Below are 17,410 nucleotides of genomic sequence, written 5' to 3'. Positions count from 1 at the left end.
ATTGCATCTAGGGCGAATCACCTTGAAGACGCTCAAGGGTCCGGCGCTTTTCCTAGCGCAGTTCATCGGCGACAAAGCTCCTTTTGATCGGCTCGACACGCTGGCCGGATGGGCCGCGGGCCTGGGCTATTCTGGCGTACAAGTGCCCACCACTGCGCCTCACCTGTTCGACCTGGCCGAGGCAGCGCGCAGCCAGACCTACTGTGACGACGTTGCCGGGATGCTGGCCGGGCACGGCGTGCAGATCACCGAACTGTCGACGCACCTGCAGGGACAGCTGGTCGCGGTGCACCCCGCCTATGACAGCCTGTTTGACGGTTTCGCCCCGGCAGACAAGCGCGGCGATCCTGCCGCCCGCCAGGCCTGGGCCGTGGATCAGCTGATGCTGGCGGCAAAGGCCAGCCAGCGCCTGGGCCTGACCGCGCATGCCACCTTCTCCGGCGCGCTGGCGTGGCCGTACATGTATCCCTGGCCGCAGCGTCCACCCGGCCTGGTGGACGAAGCATTCGCCGAACTGGGCCGCCGCTGGCGCCCGATCCTGGATGCGTTCGACGCGTGCGGCGTGGACCTGTGCTTCGAGATCCACCCCGGTGAAGACCTGCACGACGGCGCGACCTTCGAGCGCTTCCTCGACGTGGTCGACCAGCATCCCCGCGCGAAGATCCTTTACGACCCCAGCCACCTGCTGCTGCAGCAGATGGACTACCTCGGCTTCATCGACCGCTACCATCCGCGCATCGGCATCTTCCACGTCAAGGATGCTGAATACCACGCCAGCGCCCGCAGCGGCGTGTATGGCGGCTACCAGGACTGGATCGATCGCCCGGGCCGCTTCCGCTCGCTCGGCGATGGCCAGGTCGACTTCAAGGCGATCTTCTCGAAGTTCGCGCAGTACGACTTCCCCGGCTGGGCGGTACTGGAATGGGAGTGCTGCCTGAAGCACCCCGAGGACGGCGCACGGGAGGGCGCCGCCTTCATCCGCGACCACATCATCCGCGTGACCGAGCGCGCCTTCGACGACTTTGCCGACAGCGGAACGGATGCCGCATCACTGCACCGCATGCTGGGAATCTGAGCTGACAACGCCCCGGGAGGGCAAGCCATGACGCACGCCATGTCGCGCTTGGGCGCGATGATGTTTCTGCAGTTCTTCATCTGGGGCGCGTGGTTCGTGACCCTTGGCACCTACCTGGTGCAGGGCCCGCTGAAGGCCAGCGCAAGCCAGGTGGCCACGGCCTTCCTCAGCCAGTCCATCGGTGCGATCGTCGCCCCCTTCCTGGTCGGCCTGATCGCCGATCGCTACTTCGCGGCGCAGCGCATCCTGGCCGTGCTGCACCTGGCCGGCGCGGTACTGATGTGGCTGGCTTCCACGGCGACCAGCTTCAGCGTGTTCTCCGCCTGCGTGATGGGCTACATGCTGCTGTTCATGCCGACCCTGGCACTGGCCAACAGCGTGGCGATGCGCCACATGCAGTCGCCCGAGAAGCAGTTCCCGCTGGTGCGCGTTGCCGGCAGCATCGGCTGGATCATCGCCGGCGTGCTGATCGGCTGGCTGGGCTGGGAACAGGCACACCGGCTGGAACTGACCTTCCGGATGGCCGCGGTGGCCTCCCTGCTGCTGGGCCTGTACGCGTTCACCCTGCCGCACACGCCGCCGCTGGCCAAGCAGCGCGACGCCGGGCTCGGCCAGATCCTCGGCCTGGATTCGCTGCGCCTGCTGAAGTCGCGCGCCTACCTGGTGTTCTTCATCGCCTCCATCGCCATCTGCATCCCGCTGTCGTTCTACTACAACTTCACCAACCCGTATCTCAACGACCTGGGCGTGCGCGGTGCCGCCGGCCTGCAGTCGCTGGGGCAGGTGTCCGAAGTGCTGCTGATGCTGGCCATGCCGTTCCTGTTCGTGCGGCTGGGGGTGAAGACCATGCTGGCGGTGGGCATGGCCGCGTGGGTGGTGCGCTATGCCATGTTCGCCTTCGGCGATGCCGGCGGCGGCTTCTCGCTGCTGGTCATCGGCATCGTGCTGCACGGCATCTGCTACGACTTCTTCTTCGTCACCGGGCAGATCTACACCGATGCACATGCTGGCCCGGACGCGCGCAGCAGCGCACAGGGCTTCATCACCCTGGCCACCTACGGCGTCGGCATGTTGATCGGCACCTTCCTGTCCGGCGCGGTGGTGGAGCACTACACCACGGCCGCAGGGCCCGACTGGCAGCAGATCTGGCTGTTCCCCGCCGGCGTCGCGCTGGTCGTGTTGATTGCCTTCCTGCTGCTGTTCCGCGACCGCCCCGCCGTTGCGGCCGCTTCCACCACGCACTGAGGACCGCAATCGATGCCCAAGCTTGGAATCGCCATCGTCGGTAGCGGCATGATCGGTGCGGTACATCGCCGCGCCGCCCTGCTGGCCGGTGCCGAGGTGCGCGGCGTGGCCGCGTCCACGCCGCAGCGCGCGCAGGAGGTGGCGCAGGCATGGAATGTTCCGCGCGCTTACCGCGATATCGAAGAGGTGGTCGCCGACCCGCACGTACAGGTCGTGCATGTGTGCACGCCCAACCACCTGCACCGGCACATGGCGCAGGCCGCACTGGCCGCCGGCAAGCACGTGATCTGCGAAAAGCCGCTGGCCACCACGCTGGGCGACGCGCAGGACCTGGCCACGCTGGCCGCGTCCAGCGGTCTGGTCGCCACGGTGCCCTTCGTCTACCGCTACCACCCGGTGGTGCGCGAAGCACGTGCGCGCATCGCTGCAGGCGACATCGGCCCCCTGCACCTCATCCACGGCAGCTACCTGCAGGACTGGTTGCTGGACCCGGCCAGCAACAACTGGCGCGTCGATCCGGTGCTGGGCGGCACCTCGCGTGTGTTCGCCGACATCGGTTCGCACTGGTGCGACCTGGTGGAATGGGTCAGCGGCGAGCGCTTCGCCGAGGTCAGCGCCGCCTTCGCCACGGTGATCGCCGAGCGCAGCGCCGAAGGCGCGCAGAGTTTCAGCACGCCCGCGGCAGGCGGCGCAACGCAGGCGGTTTCCAGTGAGGACGTGGCCACGGCGATGTTCCGCACCGGCGCAGGGACGCTGGCGTCGTTGACGGTCAGCCAGGTCTCGGCAGGGCGCCACAACCGGCTCTGGTTCGAGATCGACGGTGCCAAGGCCAGCGTCGCCTTCAACCAGGAAGACCCCGAGCGGCTGTGGATCGGCCGGCCCGACCAGCGCGAGGAAACCTTCGTGCGCGGGCCGGGCGCCGGCAGTGCCGAACAGCGCCGGCTGTCGGCCCTGCCCCCCGGGCATGCGCAGGGTTACGCGCAGTGCTTCGAGGCCTTCGTCGCCGACACCTATCACGCCATCGACGGCGAGCGGCCGCAGGGCCTGCCCACCTTCGAGGACGGCGTGCGTTCGGCGCGGATCGTCGACCGCGTCATCGCATCGGCCAGGTCGCGCGCCTGGACCACCATCGAATGAATCCCCGGAGGATGTACGGATGAAGGCTCCAACACGCAGGATCGCCACCCTCGCACTGCTGCTCGCCGCCCTGCCCGCCTTCGCTGCGGAAACCGGCAGCGCTGAAAAGCCCATCGCGGTGCAGATGTACACGCTGCGCAACGCCGGCACGCTCGACCAGCAGTTGAAGATCGTCCACGACGCGGGTGTGCACGCGGTGGAAACGGTCGGCACGCAGAACGTCAGTGCGGGCGAACTCAAGCAGCTGCTCGACAAGTACGGGATCAAGGCGATTTCCTCGCACACGGCATTGGCCGACCTGCGCAACGACCTCGACAAGGTGGTGGCCTTCAACCGCGCCATCGGCAACACCACGCTGGTGGTGCCCTACCTGGACAGCAAGGACCGGCCGACCGATGCCGCCGGCTGGGCCGCGCTGGGCAAGGAACTGGGCCGCATCTCCGAACGCGTGCGCGCCAAGGGCATGCGTCTGGCCTACCACAACCATGACTTCGAGCTGGTCGATTTCGATGGCCGCACCGCACTGGAGCTGCTGTTCGAAGCCGCCGGCCCCGACCTGCAGACCGAGCTGGACCTGGCCTGGGTGGCGCGTTCCGGGCATGACCCGGTGGTGATGCTCGGCAAGTTCCGCGGCCGCCTGTTCGCGGTGCATGCCAAGGACAACGCGCCCAAGGGCGAGGCCGAGGACGAAGGCGGATTCGCCGCCGTCGGCCAGGGCGTGCTCGACTGGAACGCGATCCTGCCGGCTGCAGCCGGCGCAGGCGTGAAGTGGTACATCGTCGAGCACGACCAGCCGCGCGATCCGGCCAAGGTGATCCAGACCGGCGCCGACTACCTGCGCGAACACCTCACCGTCAGCCTGCCCGCCCGCGCATCGCGCTAGCCCGCAAAGGAGCCTTGCTTGAAAACCGTCCTGACCCTGGCCCTGACCCTCTGCGCGGCGACGCATGCGCTGCCGGCGTGGTGCAAGGAAGATCCTGCTGCCGGCGCCAAGCTGTACGCGACGAACTGCTTGGCCTGCCACGGCGCGGATCGTGCGGGCATGCCAGGCGCGTTCCCTGCGCTCACCGACATCAGCAAGCGTCTGCAGCCTGCGCAGATCAAGGAAAAGATCAGCAAGGGCGGCGGGCTGATGCCGCCCTTCTCCCAGCTGTCCCAGCAGGAGATCGATGACCTCGCCAGCTTCCTGGCGAAGTAGACGCGAGCCTTACAGCTCGCGCACCCAGATGTTGCGGTAGCTGACCTTGGATGCGTGCTCCTGCAGATACAGCGGCGCGCAGCCATGCGGCGAGTACGACGGTGCGCCGATGTACTCGGTCCGGCCCGCCAGTACCGTGTCGTCCTGCACCAGCACACCGTTGTGCAGCACGGTGATGCGCGCCGGCGAGGTGAGCCCGCCGCCGGCCGAGAAACGCGGTGCCTTCCAGATGATGTCGTAGGCCTGCCATTGGCCGGGCGCACGCGAGGCATTCACCAGCGGCATGGCCTGCTTGTAGATCGAACCGGCCTGGCCGTTGGCGTAGGTCGGGTTGCCGTGGCTGTCGAGTACCTGCAGTTCGTAGAGCTCCTGCAGGAAGATGCCACTGTTGCCACGGTTCTGGCCGTCGAAGCCCTTTGTGTCGGTGGGCGTGCGCCACTCGACATGCAGCTGCATGTCGCAGAAACGCTGCCGGGTGCGGATGCCCTTGCTGCCCGGCACCACGGTCATCGCCCCGTCGGCCACCGTCCACGGCACGCGCCCGCCCTCCTCTGCCTCCCACGCGGATACGTCCTTGCCATCGAACAGCACGATGGCATCCGACGGTGCCGCGCCGGCCGGCGTGGCGACTTCCGCCACCGGCGCCCATACCTCGGTTTTTGCCGGATCACGCTCCGCACCGGCCTGCGCGAACGCCGGCACTGCCGCCAGCACGCCCGCGGCCATCAAGAAAGGTCTGATCATCCTGTCGTACTCCATCAGCTGGTGGCCCAGGCCGGCGTACCTGGCGCATAGGCCATGTCGCCATCGTAGCGTCCGGGCACGGCGACGTACTTCAGCACTTCGGTCGCGCCCTGTTTCGAGGTGAAGAAGCCGAAGATGGCCAACTGCTTGATCATGGTGAACGGATGCGGCATCGCCTTCGCGGTTTCCCCGGTGCCGGTCTCGCTCACCTCCACCGCACGCTTGCGGGCCTCGGCATCCAGCGTGCGCAGCAGCGTGGTGCGCGCCTCGGGCGCAAGGGCCACGAAGCTTCCGCCGGCGCGCTTGTCGATGTCGGCCAGGCCGGCACGGAACGTCGCCTGCTGCCGGGCGGTGTAGCAGTCGGTCACGAACCGCGCCATGAAGGCGCCGGTGGCCGCGTCCTTCGCGCCGGGGGTGCGGGTGCGCGGCAGGATGGTCTCGGCGATCTCATCAAGCGTGGCGATCTCGGCCTCGGAAAAGCCAGCGCTCGCCGCCGGTGCCGGCAGCTTGGCGCTGGCCAGCGTCGGCAGGCCGATCATGGCCGCGCCGGTGGCGGCGAAGATCATCTTCAGCAGTTCACGGCGGTCCATCAGAGATTCCCCGCTTTGAGTTCGCGCACGGCATGGTCGGCGGCCCGCGCAGTCAGCGCCATGTAGGTCAGCGACGGATTCACGCAGGCGCTGGAGGTCATGCACGCACCGTCGGTGACATAGACGTTGGGCGCGTCCCAGACCTGGTTGTGCTGGTTCAGCACCGAGGTCCTGCGGTCACGTCCCATGCGCGCGGTGCCCATTTCGTGGATGCCCTTGCCCGGCGCATAGTCGTTGTCGTGCATCTCCACGTCCTTGACGCCGGCGGCTTCCAGCATTTCCGCCGCGTCGGCCGCCATGTCCTTTCGCATCGCCTTTTCGTTCTCGCGCATGGCAACGTCCATGGCCAGCACCGGCAGCCCCCACTTGTCCTTGCGCTCGTGGTCCAGGCGGATGGTGTTGTCGTGGTGGGGCAGCATTTCGCCGAAACCGGTCATGCCGATGCGCCAGTCACCGGGCAGGCTCAGCGCGTCCTTCAGATCGGCGCCGATGTTCAGTTCGGCGATCTCGCGTGACCAGCCGTTGCGGCTGGCACCGCCCTGGTAGCCGAACCCGCGCAGATAGCCGCGCTTGTCCGCCGCCACGTTGCGGAAGCGCGGGATGTAGAAACCGCAGGGACGACGGCCGAAGTAATACTTGTCGTCGTAGCCTTCCACCCGGCCGGACGCGCCCGCGCCGAAGTGATGGTCCATCACGTTGTGCCCCAGCTCGCCGGACGACGAGCCCAGTCCGCCGTCCCAGACATCGGTGGCCGAGTTCATCAGCAGCCAGGTCGAATTGAAGGACGACGCGTTGAGGAAGATGACCTTGGCCGTGTACTCGTAGGTCTGGCCGGTCTCGGCGTCGAGGACCTCCACCCCGCGCGCACGCTTGCGGTCCTTGTCGTAGAGCACTTCCTTGACGATCGAGAACGGCCGCAGGGTCAGGTTGCCGGTCTTCATCGCCGCCGGCAGGGTTGCCGCCTGGGTCGAGAAATACGCACCGAACGGGCAGCCGAGGATGCACTTGTTGCGGTACTGGCAGTTCACCCGGCCCTGCTCCGGCATCGGCTTGGTGATGTTGGCGGTGCGCGAGTGGATCATGTGGCGCGTGCCACCAAAGGCTTTCTGGATCCGCGCAGCGACGTCCTTCTCGACGATGTTCAGCGGGATCGGCGGCAGGAACTCGCCATCAGGCAGCACGTCCAGCCCTTCGCGCGTGCCGGCGATGCCGGCGAATTTCTCTACGTGGTCGTACCACGGCGCGATGTCGGCATAGCGGATCGGCCAATCAGTGGCGATGCCGTCCTTGAGGTTGGCTTCGAAATCCAGATCGGAGAAGCGGTAGCTCTGCCGGCCCCACATCAGCGAACGCCCACCGACGTGGTAGCCGCGGAACCAGTCGAACCGTTTGGTCTCGATATAGGGCGAGTCCTGTTCGTCAGCCCACATGCCCTCGAGATTCTCGGCCAGCGCGTAGTCGCGCATCAGCACCGGGAACGCCGCCTTCATCGCCTGGGTCGGACGGTTGCGATGCGGGAAATCCCACGGTTCCTTCATCGCATTGACGTAGTCCTTCACGTGTTCGATGTTGCGCCCGCGTTCCAGCATCAGGACCTTGAGACCTTTTTCGGTCAGTTCCTTCGCCGCCCAACCGCCACTGATTCCCGAGCCAACAACGATGGCGTCGTAATGATTATCTGCCATGGGTCTATCACCTGGGTGGATATCGTTTCAGACGTCGCAGAGACGGATCGCCTCGCGCAATGAGCCAACGGGATCCGGCGCTGCAGGCATGAATTCCTGCGCCAGATACCCATCAAAACCGGTGTCGCGGATCGCGCGACAGATGGCCGGATAGTTCAGTTCCTGCTGGTCCCCGATCTCGTGTCGGCCAGGCACGCCTGCGGTGTGGTAGTGCTTGAAGCACGCGTGGTGCCGACCGATGGTGGCGATGATGTCGCCCTCCATGATCTGCATGTGGTAGATGTCGTAGAGCAGGCCGAAGTTGTCCGAGCCGAGCCGCTTGCACAGTTCCACGCCCCACGCGGAGTGGTCGCACAGATAGTCGGGATGATCGACGCGCGAGTTCAGCAGCTCCATCACCAGGACCACGCCGCGCTTCTCGGCATGGCCGAGGATGCGCTTGAGCCCGGCTTCGGCATTGGCCATGCCCTGCTGCGGGTCCATGCCGTTGCGGTTGCCGGAGAAGCAGATGAGGTTTCGATAGCCGGCATCGGCCACCAGGTCGATGTGCCGGGTGTAGCGAGCGACCAGCTCATCGTGGAACTCGCTGCCGGCGAAGCCCTTGGTCAGGCTCAGTTCCGCGCCGTTGCACATCGAGCTGGCTACGCCATGGGCCTTCAGCGTCGGCCAGTCCTCCGGGCCGACCAGGTCGATGGCGGCAAAGCCGAGGCCCTTCACGGTCTGGCAGAGCTGGGCGACCGACAACTGCGGGAAGGTCCAGCGGGCGACGGAGTGCTTCAGCCTGCCCTTCAGGGGCGCGGCAGTGGCGACGGCGGGCAGGATGCCTGCGGCCGCCAGGCCCAGGCTGCCGGTGAGCGCCATGCGCAGCGCCTCGCGCCGCGTGAGCCCCGGCACCGGTGCCGGTTCGATGGAATGGATCGACATCCACTTCCCGGCCTCCCAACCGGTGCAAACATTGATGATTCACCGCGATGCAATCGATTGCACCATAAGGGAGGAATTATTTTTTTTGCAAGACGCGGTGCACGAAAATTGATGCTGCGGGGCACAACGGCAGTGAGGCCGCAGGTGATCAACCACGCATGCGCGCGAAACGCGCCGGTGGCATGCCCACCAACCTCGCGAACGCCGCACCGAAGGTGACCGCGCTGGCATAGCCGACCCGCTCGGCAACCTGTTCCAGGCTCAGCGAGCGATCGTTGAGCAGGCGCTTGGCCAGTGCCATGCGCCAGTGCAGCAGGTATTCCATGGGAGCCACACCTACCACCTGCATGAAACGCGCGGCGAAACCCGAGCGCGACATCGTCGCCTGCCCGGCCAGCGCCTCCACCGTCCACGCGTGCTGTGGCCGCGCATGCAGGGCACGCAATGCGGCAGCGAGCCGCTCATCGCCCAGCCCGCGGACCAGCCCACTGCCCCCCACGCTGTCCATGCCACTGCGCAGCGCCTCGATCAGCAGCACTTCCAGCAGGCGTTCCAACACGACATCACGCGCCGGTCGCTGCGCACGCGCTTCCTCGCCCACCATCTGCACCAACGTGGCCAGGCGCGGCTCACCGCGTACATGCAGCAGCCGCGGCAGCAACGAAACCAGCAGGGCCGCATCGGGCGAAGCGAATCCGCAGTGGCCGATCTGCGCGCACAGCGTCACGGGTCCATCGAGGCTGCCTACCCGGAAGTGGCCCTCGGCGATACGCACTGGCAGGCTCGGCGTGATGTCCGCCGGCGCCTGCATGCTGGTATTGACCAGCTCGCGCAGGGCCGGCACCAGCACGAAATCGCCGGCCTGCAGGGTGATCGGTGCGCCCCCCTCCACCGACAGCCGGCATTGCCCGTGCAGCACCGCCATGTAGAACGGCTCGCCTTCCCCTTCGCGGCGCACACACCACTCGCCAGCGGCCTCGACGCGCTTGGAGAAGCGTGCCGTAGGCTGCAGCAGGGCCACGACGTCGGACAGCGGATCGGACGACACTGGACGCTCGACGAGGAAATATGGACGTTTCATTGTAGCGCGTCCATCCAGCGGGACCGACCATGGTCACTCGTTCCTGCTGAAGGCGTACACGATGCAAACCGTACTGATCACCGGCTGTTCCTCCGGTTTCGGGCTGGAAACGGCCCGCCTGTTCCTCGACCGTGGCTGGAAGGTCATCGCCACCATGCGCACGCCGCGCACCGATCTGCTGCCCGCCTCCGCGCACCTGCGCGTGCTCGCCCTGGACATCACCGACCCGGCCAGCATCGCGCGGGCCATCGCCGAGGCCGGCCCGATCGATGTGCTGGTCAACAATGCGGGGTTCGGCGCACCGGTGCCGGTGGAACTGACCCCGATGGAAACCGCCCGCGCCCTGTTCGACACCAACACACTGGGCACGCTGGCGATGACCCAGGCCGTGCTGCCGCAGATGCGCGAGCGCGGCGACGGCGTGATCATCAACGTGACCTCCACGGTGACGGTGAAAGCGCTGCCGCTGGTGGGCGTCTATACCGCCAGCAAGGCGGCGGTGAATGCCTTCACTGAATCGCTGGCCATCGAAGTCGCGCCGCTGGGTGTGCGCGTGCGTCTGGTACTGCCCGGCCGCTCGCCGACCACGCGGTTCGGCGAGAACGCATTCCCGCACCTGGGCGGCGTGGAGCACCCGGCCTATGCGCCGCTGGTGCAGGGCGTGCTGGCCAGCTTCCGCGACAGCAGCGGCCCGGTGACTACGCCGGAAGCCGTGGCCGAAGCAGTGTGGCGCGCGGTGACCGACGAGAACGCGCCGATGCGTATTCCCGGGGGCGATGACGCGGTGGAGTGGATGAACGCGGCGGGGTGATCCCAGCACAATGCTCATAAAAAACCCCGGCAGGCGCAGGGCCTTGCCGGGGTTTTCTGCTGGCTGATGCCAGGCGCGCGTCAGAACGGAATATCGTCGTCAGCGAAGTCGTCCATCGGCGGGGCCTGCTGCGGCTGCGGGCGCTGGTTGCCACCCTGGTTGCCATAACCGCCACCCTGGTTGCCGCCGCCCTGGTTGCCGTAGCCGCCCTGGCCACCGCCCTGGTTGCCGTAACCACCGCCCTGGCCGCCGCCACGCTGGCCGCCGCCACCGCCGTACTCCTGGCGCGGGGCCTGCTGGCGCTGCGGACGGTCGCCGCCGAAGTTGCCACCACCGCCACCACCGCCGCCGCCTTCACCGCGGCCGCCCAGCATCTGCATTTCGTCGGCGATGATGTCGGTGGAGTACTTCTCCACGCCATCCTGGCCGGTGTACTTGTCGTAGCGCAGGCTGCCTTCGACGTAGACCGAGCTGCCCTTGCGCAGGTATTCGCCGGCGATTTCGCCGAGCTTGCCGAAGAACACCACGCGGTGCCATTCGGTGCGCTCCTGCTGGTTGCCGTCCTTGTCCTTGCGGACGCTGGTGGTGGCCAGGCTGATACGGGTGATCGCCATGCCGCCCTGGGTGTACTTCACGTCCGGGTCGTTGCCGAGGTTGCCGACCAGGATGACTTTGTTGATGCCACGCGCCATAGGTGTGTTCGTCCGTTGTACAGGGGCAGACCACCAGTGATAGCACGTCCTCCTGGCAGGAGGCAGTGGCCCAGGGCCGCCCCCGATGCATTTGGGGGAATTCAAGAATGTCCCATCTTATCATCGCCGCCGCCGTGCGCCCGGTCAGGGAAGCCCCCGGCGGCGGCCGGAATGCGCCCCGAGCCCTTGCCCCGTCAGGCTCTGGAGGCCTTTCAATCCAGCCGGCAGTGAGGATGACCTGGCCTGGTCCGCACCGTGCGGGTCCGGTCGCGTCACAGCCAAGCGCTGTCCGCTCCGTCTCCCCGGCGGGACATCGGCAGGGCCAGCAGCAGCCACCCGTGGCATCATCCGTGAATCCCCCCGCCTGCACCGCCCATGACCATCAAAGGCAAAGCCACGTCCCTGGACATCGCCCACCTGGCCGGGGTCTCCCAGCCCACGGTGTCGCGTGCCCTGCGCGGCAGCCCCATGGTCAATGCCGAAACCCGCGAGCGCATCCTGCGCATCGCCCGCGAGCTGAACTACAAGGTCGACAAGAACGCCTCCAGCCTGCGCCTGCGCAATGCCGGCACGCTGGCGCTGCTGTTCTTCGAAGACCCGACCAACGATGATTCGCTGATCAACCCGTTCTTCCACTCGATGCTGGGCTCGATCACCCGCGCCTGCGCGCTGCACGGGCAGGACCTGCTGGTGTCCTTCCAGCAGCTCTCCACCGACTGGCAGGCCGATTACGAGGACAGCAACAAGGCCGACGGCATCATCCTGCTGGGCTACGGCGACTACCACCAGTCGCGCGACCGCCTGCAGCGGCTGGTCGAACAGGGCACGCACTTCGTGCGCTGGGGCGCGGCCCTGCCCGGCCAGCCGGGCGTGTCGATCGGCAGCGACAACTTCCAGGGCGGGCATGACATCACCGCCCACCTGCTGCAGCAGGGCTGCCGCCGCATCGCCTTCCTCGGCCATGCGTCCAGCCATTACCCGGAGTTCGAGGAACGCTACCGTGGCCATGTCGAAGCGCTGCGCACGCACGGCCTGGCCGCCGACCCGGCACTGCAGCACGATGCGATCACCACCGAGGCCTCCGGGCAGGAAGCGTGCATGGCGCTGCTCGCGCGCGGCGAGCGCATCGATGCGATCTGCGCGGCCAGCGACCTGATCGCCATCGGTGCGATGCGCGCATTGCGCGAGGCCGGCCTGCGCGTGCCGCAGGACGTGGCGGTCACCGGCTTCGACGATATTCCGCTGGCGGCCTCGGTGTCGCCTGCGCTGACCACGGTGCAGCAGGACACCAAGCAGGCCGGCCAGCTGCTGGTGGAGAAGCTGCTGGCGCTGATCGGCCGGCAGCCGGTGGAAAGCCTGAGCATTCCCGTGAAGCTGGTGGTGCGCGAGTCGTCGCTGCGGATGTAGGGCCGAGCCCATGCTCGGCTGCCGTTCGCCTTTCTGTAGAGCCGAGCCCATGCTCGGCTGCCGTTCGCCTTTCTGTAGAGCCGAGCCCATGCTCGGCTGCCGTTCGCCTTTCTGTAGAGCCGAGCCCATGCTCGGCTGCAATTGTTTCCAGCGGCCAAAGCAGTCGAGCATGGCTCAGCTCCCCCCCGGCTGGCAGTAATCATTACCAACGGCGATTGACCGGCACCCCTGTTCAGCGCGATAAACGGCCATTCATACAGGGAAGGGGTGTACGCGCATGCTGCAGATCGACTCGCTGTCCAAGACCTACGCCAACGGCGTCCACGCGTTGAACGGGGTCACCCTGGACATCCCGCGCGGCATGTTCGGCCTGCTCGGCCCCAACGGCGCCGGCAAATCGTCGCTGATGCGCACCCTGGCCACGCTGCAGGAAGCCGACAGCGGCACGGCCGTGCTGACCATTCCCGGCGAATCGCCGATCGACGTGCTGCGCGACAAGGATGCCGTGCGCCGCCGCCTGGGCTACCTGCCGCAGGACTTCGGGGTCTACCCCAAGGTCAGCGCGCTCGACCTGCTGGAGCACTTCGCCGTGCTCAAGGGCCTGACCCAGCGCGCGCAGCGCCGCGAAGTGGTGGACGGCCTGCTGCAGCAGGTGAACCTGTGGGACGCGCGCAAGCGCAAGCTGGGCACCTATTCCGGCGGCATGCGCCAGCGCTTCGGCATCGCCCAGGCCCTGCTTGGCGATCCGCGCCTGGTCATCGTCGATGAACCCACCGCCGGCCTCGACCCGGAGGAACGCAACCGCTTCCTCAACCTGCTGGCAGCCATCGGCGAGAACGTCGCGGTGATCCTCTCCACCCACATCGTGGAGGACGTGACCGACCTGTGCCCGAGCATGGCCATCATGAACAAGGGCCAGGTGCTGCTGACCGGCCGCCCCACCGATGCCATCGAGGCCCTGCAGCAGCAGGTCTGGCGCAAGCAGGTGGACCCGTCCGAACTGGCCGACCATGAGGCGCGCTACGTGGTGCTGTCCACGCGCCTGGTCGGTGGCCGCCCGGTCATCCATATCCACAGTGCCAGCGATCCCGGCGATGGCTTCCGTGCCGTGGCCCCCGATCTCGAGGACGTCTACTTCCAGCGCCTGCGCCTGCAGGCGCGTGCCCGCGCGGCAGCCTGAGCGGAGCACGCCATGATCCTCAATTTCTTCCGCTTCGAGCTGCGCGAGCAGCTGCGTTCTCCCCTGCTGTGGCTGCTGGCCGGGCTGTTCGCCCTGCTCGCCTTCGCCGCCGCCTCCAGCGATGCGGTGCAGATCGGTGGTGGCAGCGGCAACGTGCACAGCAATGCGCCGACGGTGATCGCGCAGATGCTCGGCATCTTCACCTTGCTGGGGATGCTGGTGAACGCGCTGTTCGTCAGCAACGCGTTGCTGCGTGACTTCGAACTGGGCACTGCCGAACTGATCTTCGCCAGCCCGGTGAAGCGTCGCGACTACCTGGCCGGTCGCATCGCCGCGGCCCTCGCGGCCGGGCTGCTGGTCTACATCATCATTGCGTTCGGCGTGTGGCTGGCACCGTTCATGCCGTGGGTCGATCCCGAGCGCATGGGCCCGATCAGCTGGCAGGGCTTTGCCTGGGCCTTCGCGGTCATCGTCATTCCGAACCTGCTGTTCACCACCGCGCTGCTGTCGCTGCTGGCGGCGCTGACTCGCTCGATCCTCTGGGTGTACATCGGCCTGGTGGCCTACCTGGTGCTGTACGGTGCCAGCGCCGCCCTGCTGCGTGACATCGACAACACCTGGATCGCGGTGCTGAGCGAGCCGCTGGGCATGCGTGCGCTGGGCCGTACCATCCGCTACTGGTCCACTGCGGAACGCAACGGCGGCATCCCCGAACTGGCCGGCTACCTGCTGGCCAACCGCGCCCTGTGGCTGGGCGTGGCCGCAGCACTGTTCGCCGCCACGCTTGCCCTGTTCCGTACCGAACGCAGTGGCAGCGGCCGCCGCCGCTGGGGCCGCAAGCAGGTGCTGCCGGCCGCCGATGCGGGTGCCATCCGCCCCACCCGCGCGCCCCTGCCGCGGGTGGTACCGGTGTTCACCGCGGGCACGGCGTGGCAGCAGTTCCTGCGCCAGGTCCGCTTCGACACGCGCGGCGTGCTGCGCAGCGTGCCGTTCATCGTGCTGCTGGTGCTGGGCCTGGCCAACTTCCTGCCTAGCGCATTGTTCCGGCAGACGCTGTACGGCACTTCGATCTGGCCGGTCACCTCGCAGATGGTCATGGCCCTGCAGGGCGCCTTCAGCTGGCTGCTGGTGATCATCGTGCTGTTCTTCGCCGGCGAGCTGGTCTGGAAGGAACGCGGCGCACGCATCAATGAAGTGACCGACGCCATGCCCGTGCCGAACTGGGTACCGCTGCTGGCCAAGTTCACCGCGCTGCTGGCAGTGATCGCCTGTTTCCAGGCCGCTGGCGCGCTGGCGGCGATGGGCGTGCAGCTGGCCAAGGGCTACACCCACCTGGAGCCACTGCTGTACCTGCGCAGCCTGGCACTGGATTCGGTGGTCTACATCCTGATGGGTGGCCTGGCGCTGGTGCTGCAGGTGCTCACCAACAACAAGTTCGTCGGCTATGCACTGCTGATCATCGTGATGATCGGCCAGGGCGTGCTGGGCATGCTGGACTACACGCAGAACATCTACAACTTTGGCAGCTGGCCCAATGCCCCCTATTCGGACATGAACGGCTATGGCCACTTCCTGGCCGGGCAGCTGGCGTTCCAGGGCTATTGGGCGCTGTTCCTGCTTGCGTTGATGTGCCTGGCCTCGGCCTTCTGGGTACGCGGTGTCAGCCAGGGCCTGCGCCAGCGCCTGGCCCTGGCCGGCCGCCGCCTGCGCGGTCCGACCGGTGCCTTCGCCGCGGTCGCTGCGCTGGCGTTCGTCGTCGTGGGTGGCTGGTTGTACTGGAGCACCAACATCCGCAACGAGTTCATTTCCCCCGACCAGCAGCTGGACCTGCAGGCCCGCTACGAGCGCGAGCTGTCCAGGTACCGCACGCTGCCGCAGCCGCGCATCGTGGCGGTGGACAACCGCGTGGACCTGTTCCCCGAATCGCAGTCCATGGTGATCGACGCCCACTGGAAGGTGCGCAACACCCATGCCGTCCCGATCCAGGACGTGCACGTCTCGATGGGGGATGACAAGCAACTGCTCGCCGTCGATCTGGGTGGGCAGACCCTGGCGATGCACGACGCCGATCTTGGCTACCGCATCTACCGCCTGCAGGCGCCGCTGCAACCGGGTGAAACGCGCGACGTGCACTTCCGGGTGATGCAGAAGCCCGACGGCATCACCGCCGGCCAGGCGCCGAGCAACATCGTGGACAACGGCACGTTCTTCAACAGCCGCGTGCTGCCTTCCTTCGGCTACAACGAAGGTGCCGAGATCAGCGACCGCAATGAGCGGCGCAAGCGCGGTCTGGGTGAACCACGGCGCATGCCCAAGCTGGAAGACGAGGCCGCGCGCGCCAACAACTATGTGTCCAACGATGCCGACTGGCTCGACTTCCGCACCACGGTCTGCACCGCGCCGGACCAGGTGGCGCTGGCCCCGGGCTACCTGCAGCACGAAACCACGGTCAATGGCCGCCGCTGCTTCAGCTATGCCATGGACCGGCCGATGCTGAACTTCTATGCCTACCTGTCGGCACGCTGGGAAGTGCGCAGGGCGAAGTACAGGGACATCCCGATCGAGGTCTACTTCGACCCGGCGCACGGCTACAACGTGGACCGGATGATTGAAGCCGTGCAGAAGTCGCTGGCCTACTACGAAGCGAACTTCACGCCTTACCAGCATCGCCAGGTGCGCATCATCGAATTCCCCGGCTATGCCCGCTTCGCGCAGTCCTTCGCCAACACCATTCCCTATTCCGAGGCCATCGGCTTCATCGCCGACCTGCGTGATCCGGACAAGGTGGACTACGTGTTCTACGTGACCGCCCATGAGGTTGCCCACCAGTGGTGGGCGCACCAGGTGATCGGTGCCAACGTGCAGGGCGCCACGGTGCTGTCCGAGTCGCTGTCGCAGTACTCGGCATTGATGGTGATGGAGCAGGAGTACGGCCGCCAGCACATGCGCCAGTTCCTCAAGCGCGAGCTGGATGGCTACCTGTCCGGGCGCGGCGGCGAGGCCATCGAGGAACAGCCGCTGGAGCGCGTGGAGAACCAGCAGTACATCCACTACCAGAAGGGATCGCTGGTGTTCTACCGGCTGCGCGAGGAGATCGGCGAAGAGGCACTGAACCGTGCATTGAAGCGCTTCCTGCAGGACAAGGGTTACCAGCAGCCGCCGTACACCACCTCGCGCGAACTGCTCGACTACATCCGCGCCGAAACGCCGGCAGATCGCCAGGCGCTGGTCACCGACCTGTTCGAGAAGATCAGCTTCTACGACAACCGGGTGATGTCCGCGAGCGCGCGCAAGCGCGAGGACGGTCGCTACGACGTGACACTGGTCCTGCACGCGGCCAAGCAGTACGCCGACGGCAAGGGCCAGGAGAGCGATGGCAGCATGGATGACTGGATCGAGATCGGCGTGTTCGCCAACGGGCCGTCGGGCAAGGAACGCGACCAGAAGGTGCTGTACCTGCAACGCCACCATGTGACCACGGCCGAGCCCACCATCACGGTGACGGTGGACAGCAAGCCGGACGAGGCCGGGTTTGATCCGTACAACAAGCTGATCGACCGCGTCAGCGACGACAACCGCAAGAAGGTTTCGATGTGATGCTGGCGGTGGTGCCGGGCCGCATGCCCGGTACCACCGCCGTC

At 66.9% G+C, this 17,410-nt stretch carries 15 protein-coding genes; 9 read left to right on the top strand and 6 right to left on the bottom strand.

The window, feature by feature from the left end:
- Positions 1-22: 22 nt before the first annotated feature.
- The 5 genes from C1927_RS05785 to C1927_RS05765 are packed head-to-tail and all read left to right on the top strand — an operon-like array spanning position 23 to position 4,655.
- A complete protein-coding gene (locus C1927_RS05785; RefSeq protein ID WP_079220998.1) occupies positions 23-1,075 on the top strand; it encodes a sugar phosphate isomerase/epimerase family protein in 1,053 nt (350 codons plus the stop codon).
- Positions 1,076-1,102: 27 nt separating this feature from the next.
- Positions 1,103-2,320, top strand: coding sequence for a nucleoside permease (locus tag C1927_RS05780; RefSeq protein ID WP_108746151.1), 1,218 nt, complete (start codon positions 1,103-1,105; stop codon positions 2,318-2,320).
- 12 nt (positions 2,321-2,332) lie between these two features.
- Complete coding sequence (locus C1927_RS05775; protein ID WP_108746150.1) at positions 2,333-3,457, top strand: Gfo/Idh/MocA family oxidoreductase; 1,125 nt, start codon at positions 2,333-2,335, stop codon at positions 3,455-3,457.
- A gap of 19 nt (positions 3,458-3,476) precedes the next feature.
- Positions 3,477-4,340 carry a sugar phosphate isomerase/epimerase gene (locus tag C1927_RS05770; protein WP_108746149.1) on the top strand — a complete coding sequence of 288 codons (864 nt, stop codon included), beginning with the start codon at positions 3,477-3,479 and terminating at the stop codon, positions 4,338-4,340.
- An 18-nt stretch (positions 4,341-4,358) separates the two neighbouring features.
- Positions 4,359-4,655 (top strand): cytochrome c, encoded by a 297-nt coding sequence (locus tag C1927_RS05765; protein ID WP_174208674.1) that lies wholly within the window; start codon positions 4,359-4,361, stop codon positions 4,653-4,655.
- Positions 4,656-4,664: 9 nt separating this feature from the next.
- Here the strand turns inward: C1927_RS05765 and C1927_RS05760 are convergent, their stop codons facing one another.
- The 5 genes from C1927_RS05760 to C1927_RS05740 form a co-directional block, all read right to left on the bottom strand.
- Positions 4,665-5,414, bottom strand: coding sequence for a DUF1080 domain-containing protein (locus C1927_RS05760; protein WP_174208673.1), 750 nt, complete (start codon positions 5,412-5,414; stop codon positions 4,665-4,667).
- A complete protein-coding gene (locus C1927_RS05755) occupies positions 5,414-5,989 on the bottom strand; it encodes a gluconate 2-dehydrogenase subunit 3 family protein (protein ID WP_108746147.1) in 576 nt (191 codons plus the stop codon). Before C1927_RS05755 ends, C1927_RS05760 begins: the two co-directional genes overlap by 1 nt.
- Positions 5,989-7,674: a GMC family oxidoreductase gene (locus tag C1927_RS05750; protein WP_108746146.1), complete on the bottom strand. Its 1,686-nt coding sequence runs from the start codon at positions 7,672-7,674 to the stop codon at positions 5,989-5,991. The genes C1927_RS05755 and C1927_RS05750 overlap by 1 nt, the downstream gene beginning before the upstream one ends.
- A 27-nt stretch (positions 7,675-7,701) precedes the next feature.
- The gene (locus C1927_RS05745) at positions 7,702-8,598 is read right to left on the bottom strand and encodes a TIM barrel protein (RefSeq protein ID WP_174208672.1); all 897 of its coding nucleotides are present in this window, start codon (positions 8,596-8,598) and stop codon (positions 7,702-7,704) included.
- Positions 8,599-8,746: 148 nt separating this feature from the next.
- Positions 8,747-9,679, bottom strand: coding sequence for an AraC family transcriptional regulator (locus C1927_RS05740; protein WP_202818505.1), 933 nt, complete (start codon positions 9,677-9,679; stop codon positions 8,747-8,749).
- A 61-nt stretch (positions 9,680-9,740) separates the two neighbouring features.
- Here C1927_RS05740 and C1927_RS05735 point away from each other — a divergent pair, with 61 nt between their 5' ends.
- A complete protein-coding gene (locus C1927_RS05735; RefSeq protein ID WP_108746145.1) occupies positions 9,741-10,490 on the top strand; it encodes an SDR family oxidoreductase in 750 nt (249 codons plus the stop codon).
- Between the two features lie 80 nt (positions 10,491-10,570).
- Here C1927_RS05735 and ssb read toward each other — a convergent pair whose 3' ends face one another.
- Positions 10,571-11,182 carry a single-stranded DNA-binding protein gene (gene ssb / locus C1927_RS05730; protein WP_108746144.1) on the bottom strand — a complete coding sequence of 204 codons (612 nt, stop codon included), beginning with the start codon at positions 11,180-11,182 and terminating at the stop codon, positions 10,571-10,573.
- Positions 11,183-11,557: 375 nt separating this feature from the next.
- On the opposite strand from ssb, the gene C1927_RS05725 reads away from it, so the two are divergent.
- The 3 genes from C1927_RS05725 to C1927_RS05715 all read left to right on the top strand — a co-directional run bounded on the left by C1927_RS05725 (position 11,558) and on the right by C1927_RS05715 (position 17,366).
- Positions 11,558-12,589 carry a LacI family DNA-binding transcriptional regulator gene (locus C1927_RS05725; protein WP_079220988.1) on the top strand — a complete coding sequence of 344 codons (1,032 nt, stop codon included), beginning with the start codon at positions 11,558-11,560 and terminating at the stop codon, positions 12,587-12,589.
- A gap of 277 nt (positions 12,590-12,866) precedes the next feature.
- Positions 12,867-13,769 carry an ABC transporter ATP-binding protein gene (locus C1927_RS05720; RefSeq protein WP_079220987.1) on the top strand — a complete coding sequence of 301 codons (903 nt, stop codon included), beginning with the start codon at positions 12,867-12,869 and terminating at the stop codon, positions 13,767-13,769.
- 12 nt (positions 13,770-13,781) lie between these two features.
- Entirely contained in the window at positions 13,782-17,366 is a 3,585-nt protein-coding gene (locus C1927_RS05715; protein ID WP_108746143.1) for a M1 family aminopeptidase, read from the top strand.
- The last annotated feature ends 44 nt before the right edge of the window (positions 17,367-17,410 follow it).

Origin of the sequence: Stenotrophomonas sp. ZAC14D1_NAIMI4_1 (assembly GCF_003086775.1) — a bacterium.
Lineage (GTDB): Bacteria > Pseudomonadota > Gammaproteobacteria > Xanthomonadales > Xanthomonadaceae > Stenotrophomonas.
The sequence above is the reverse complement of the archived record's forward strand: the minus strand, read 5'-3'. Positions and strand labels throughout refer to the sequence as shown.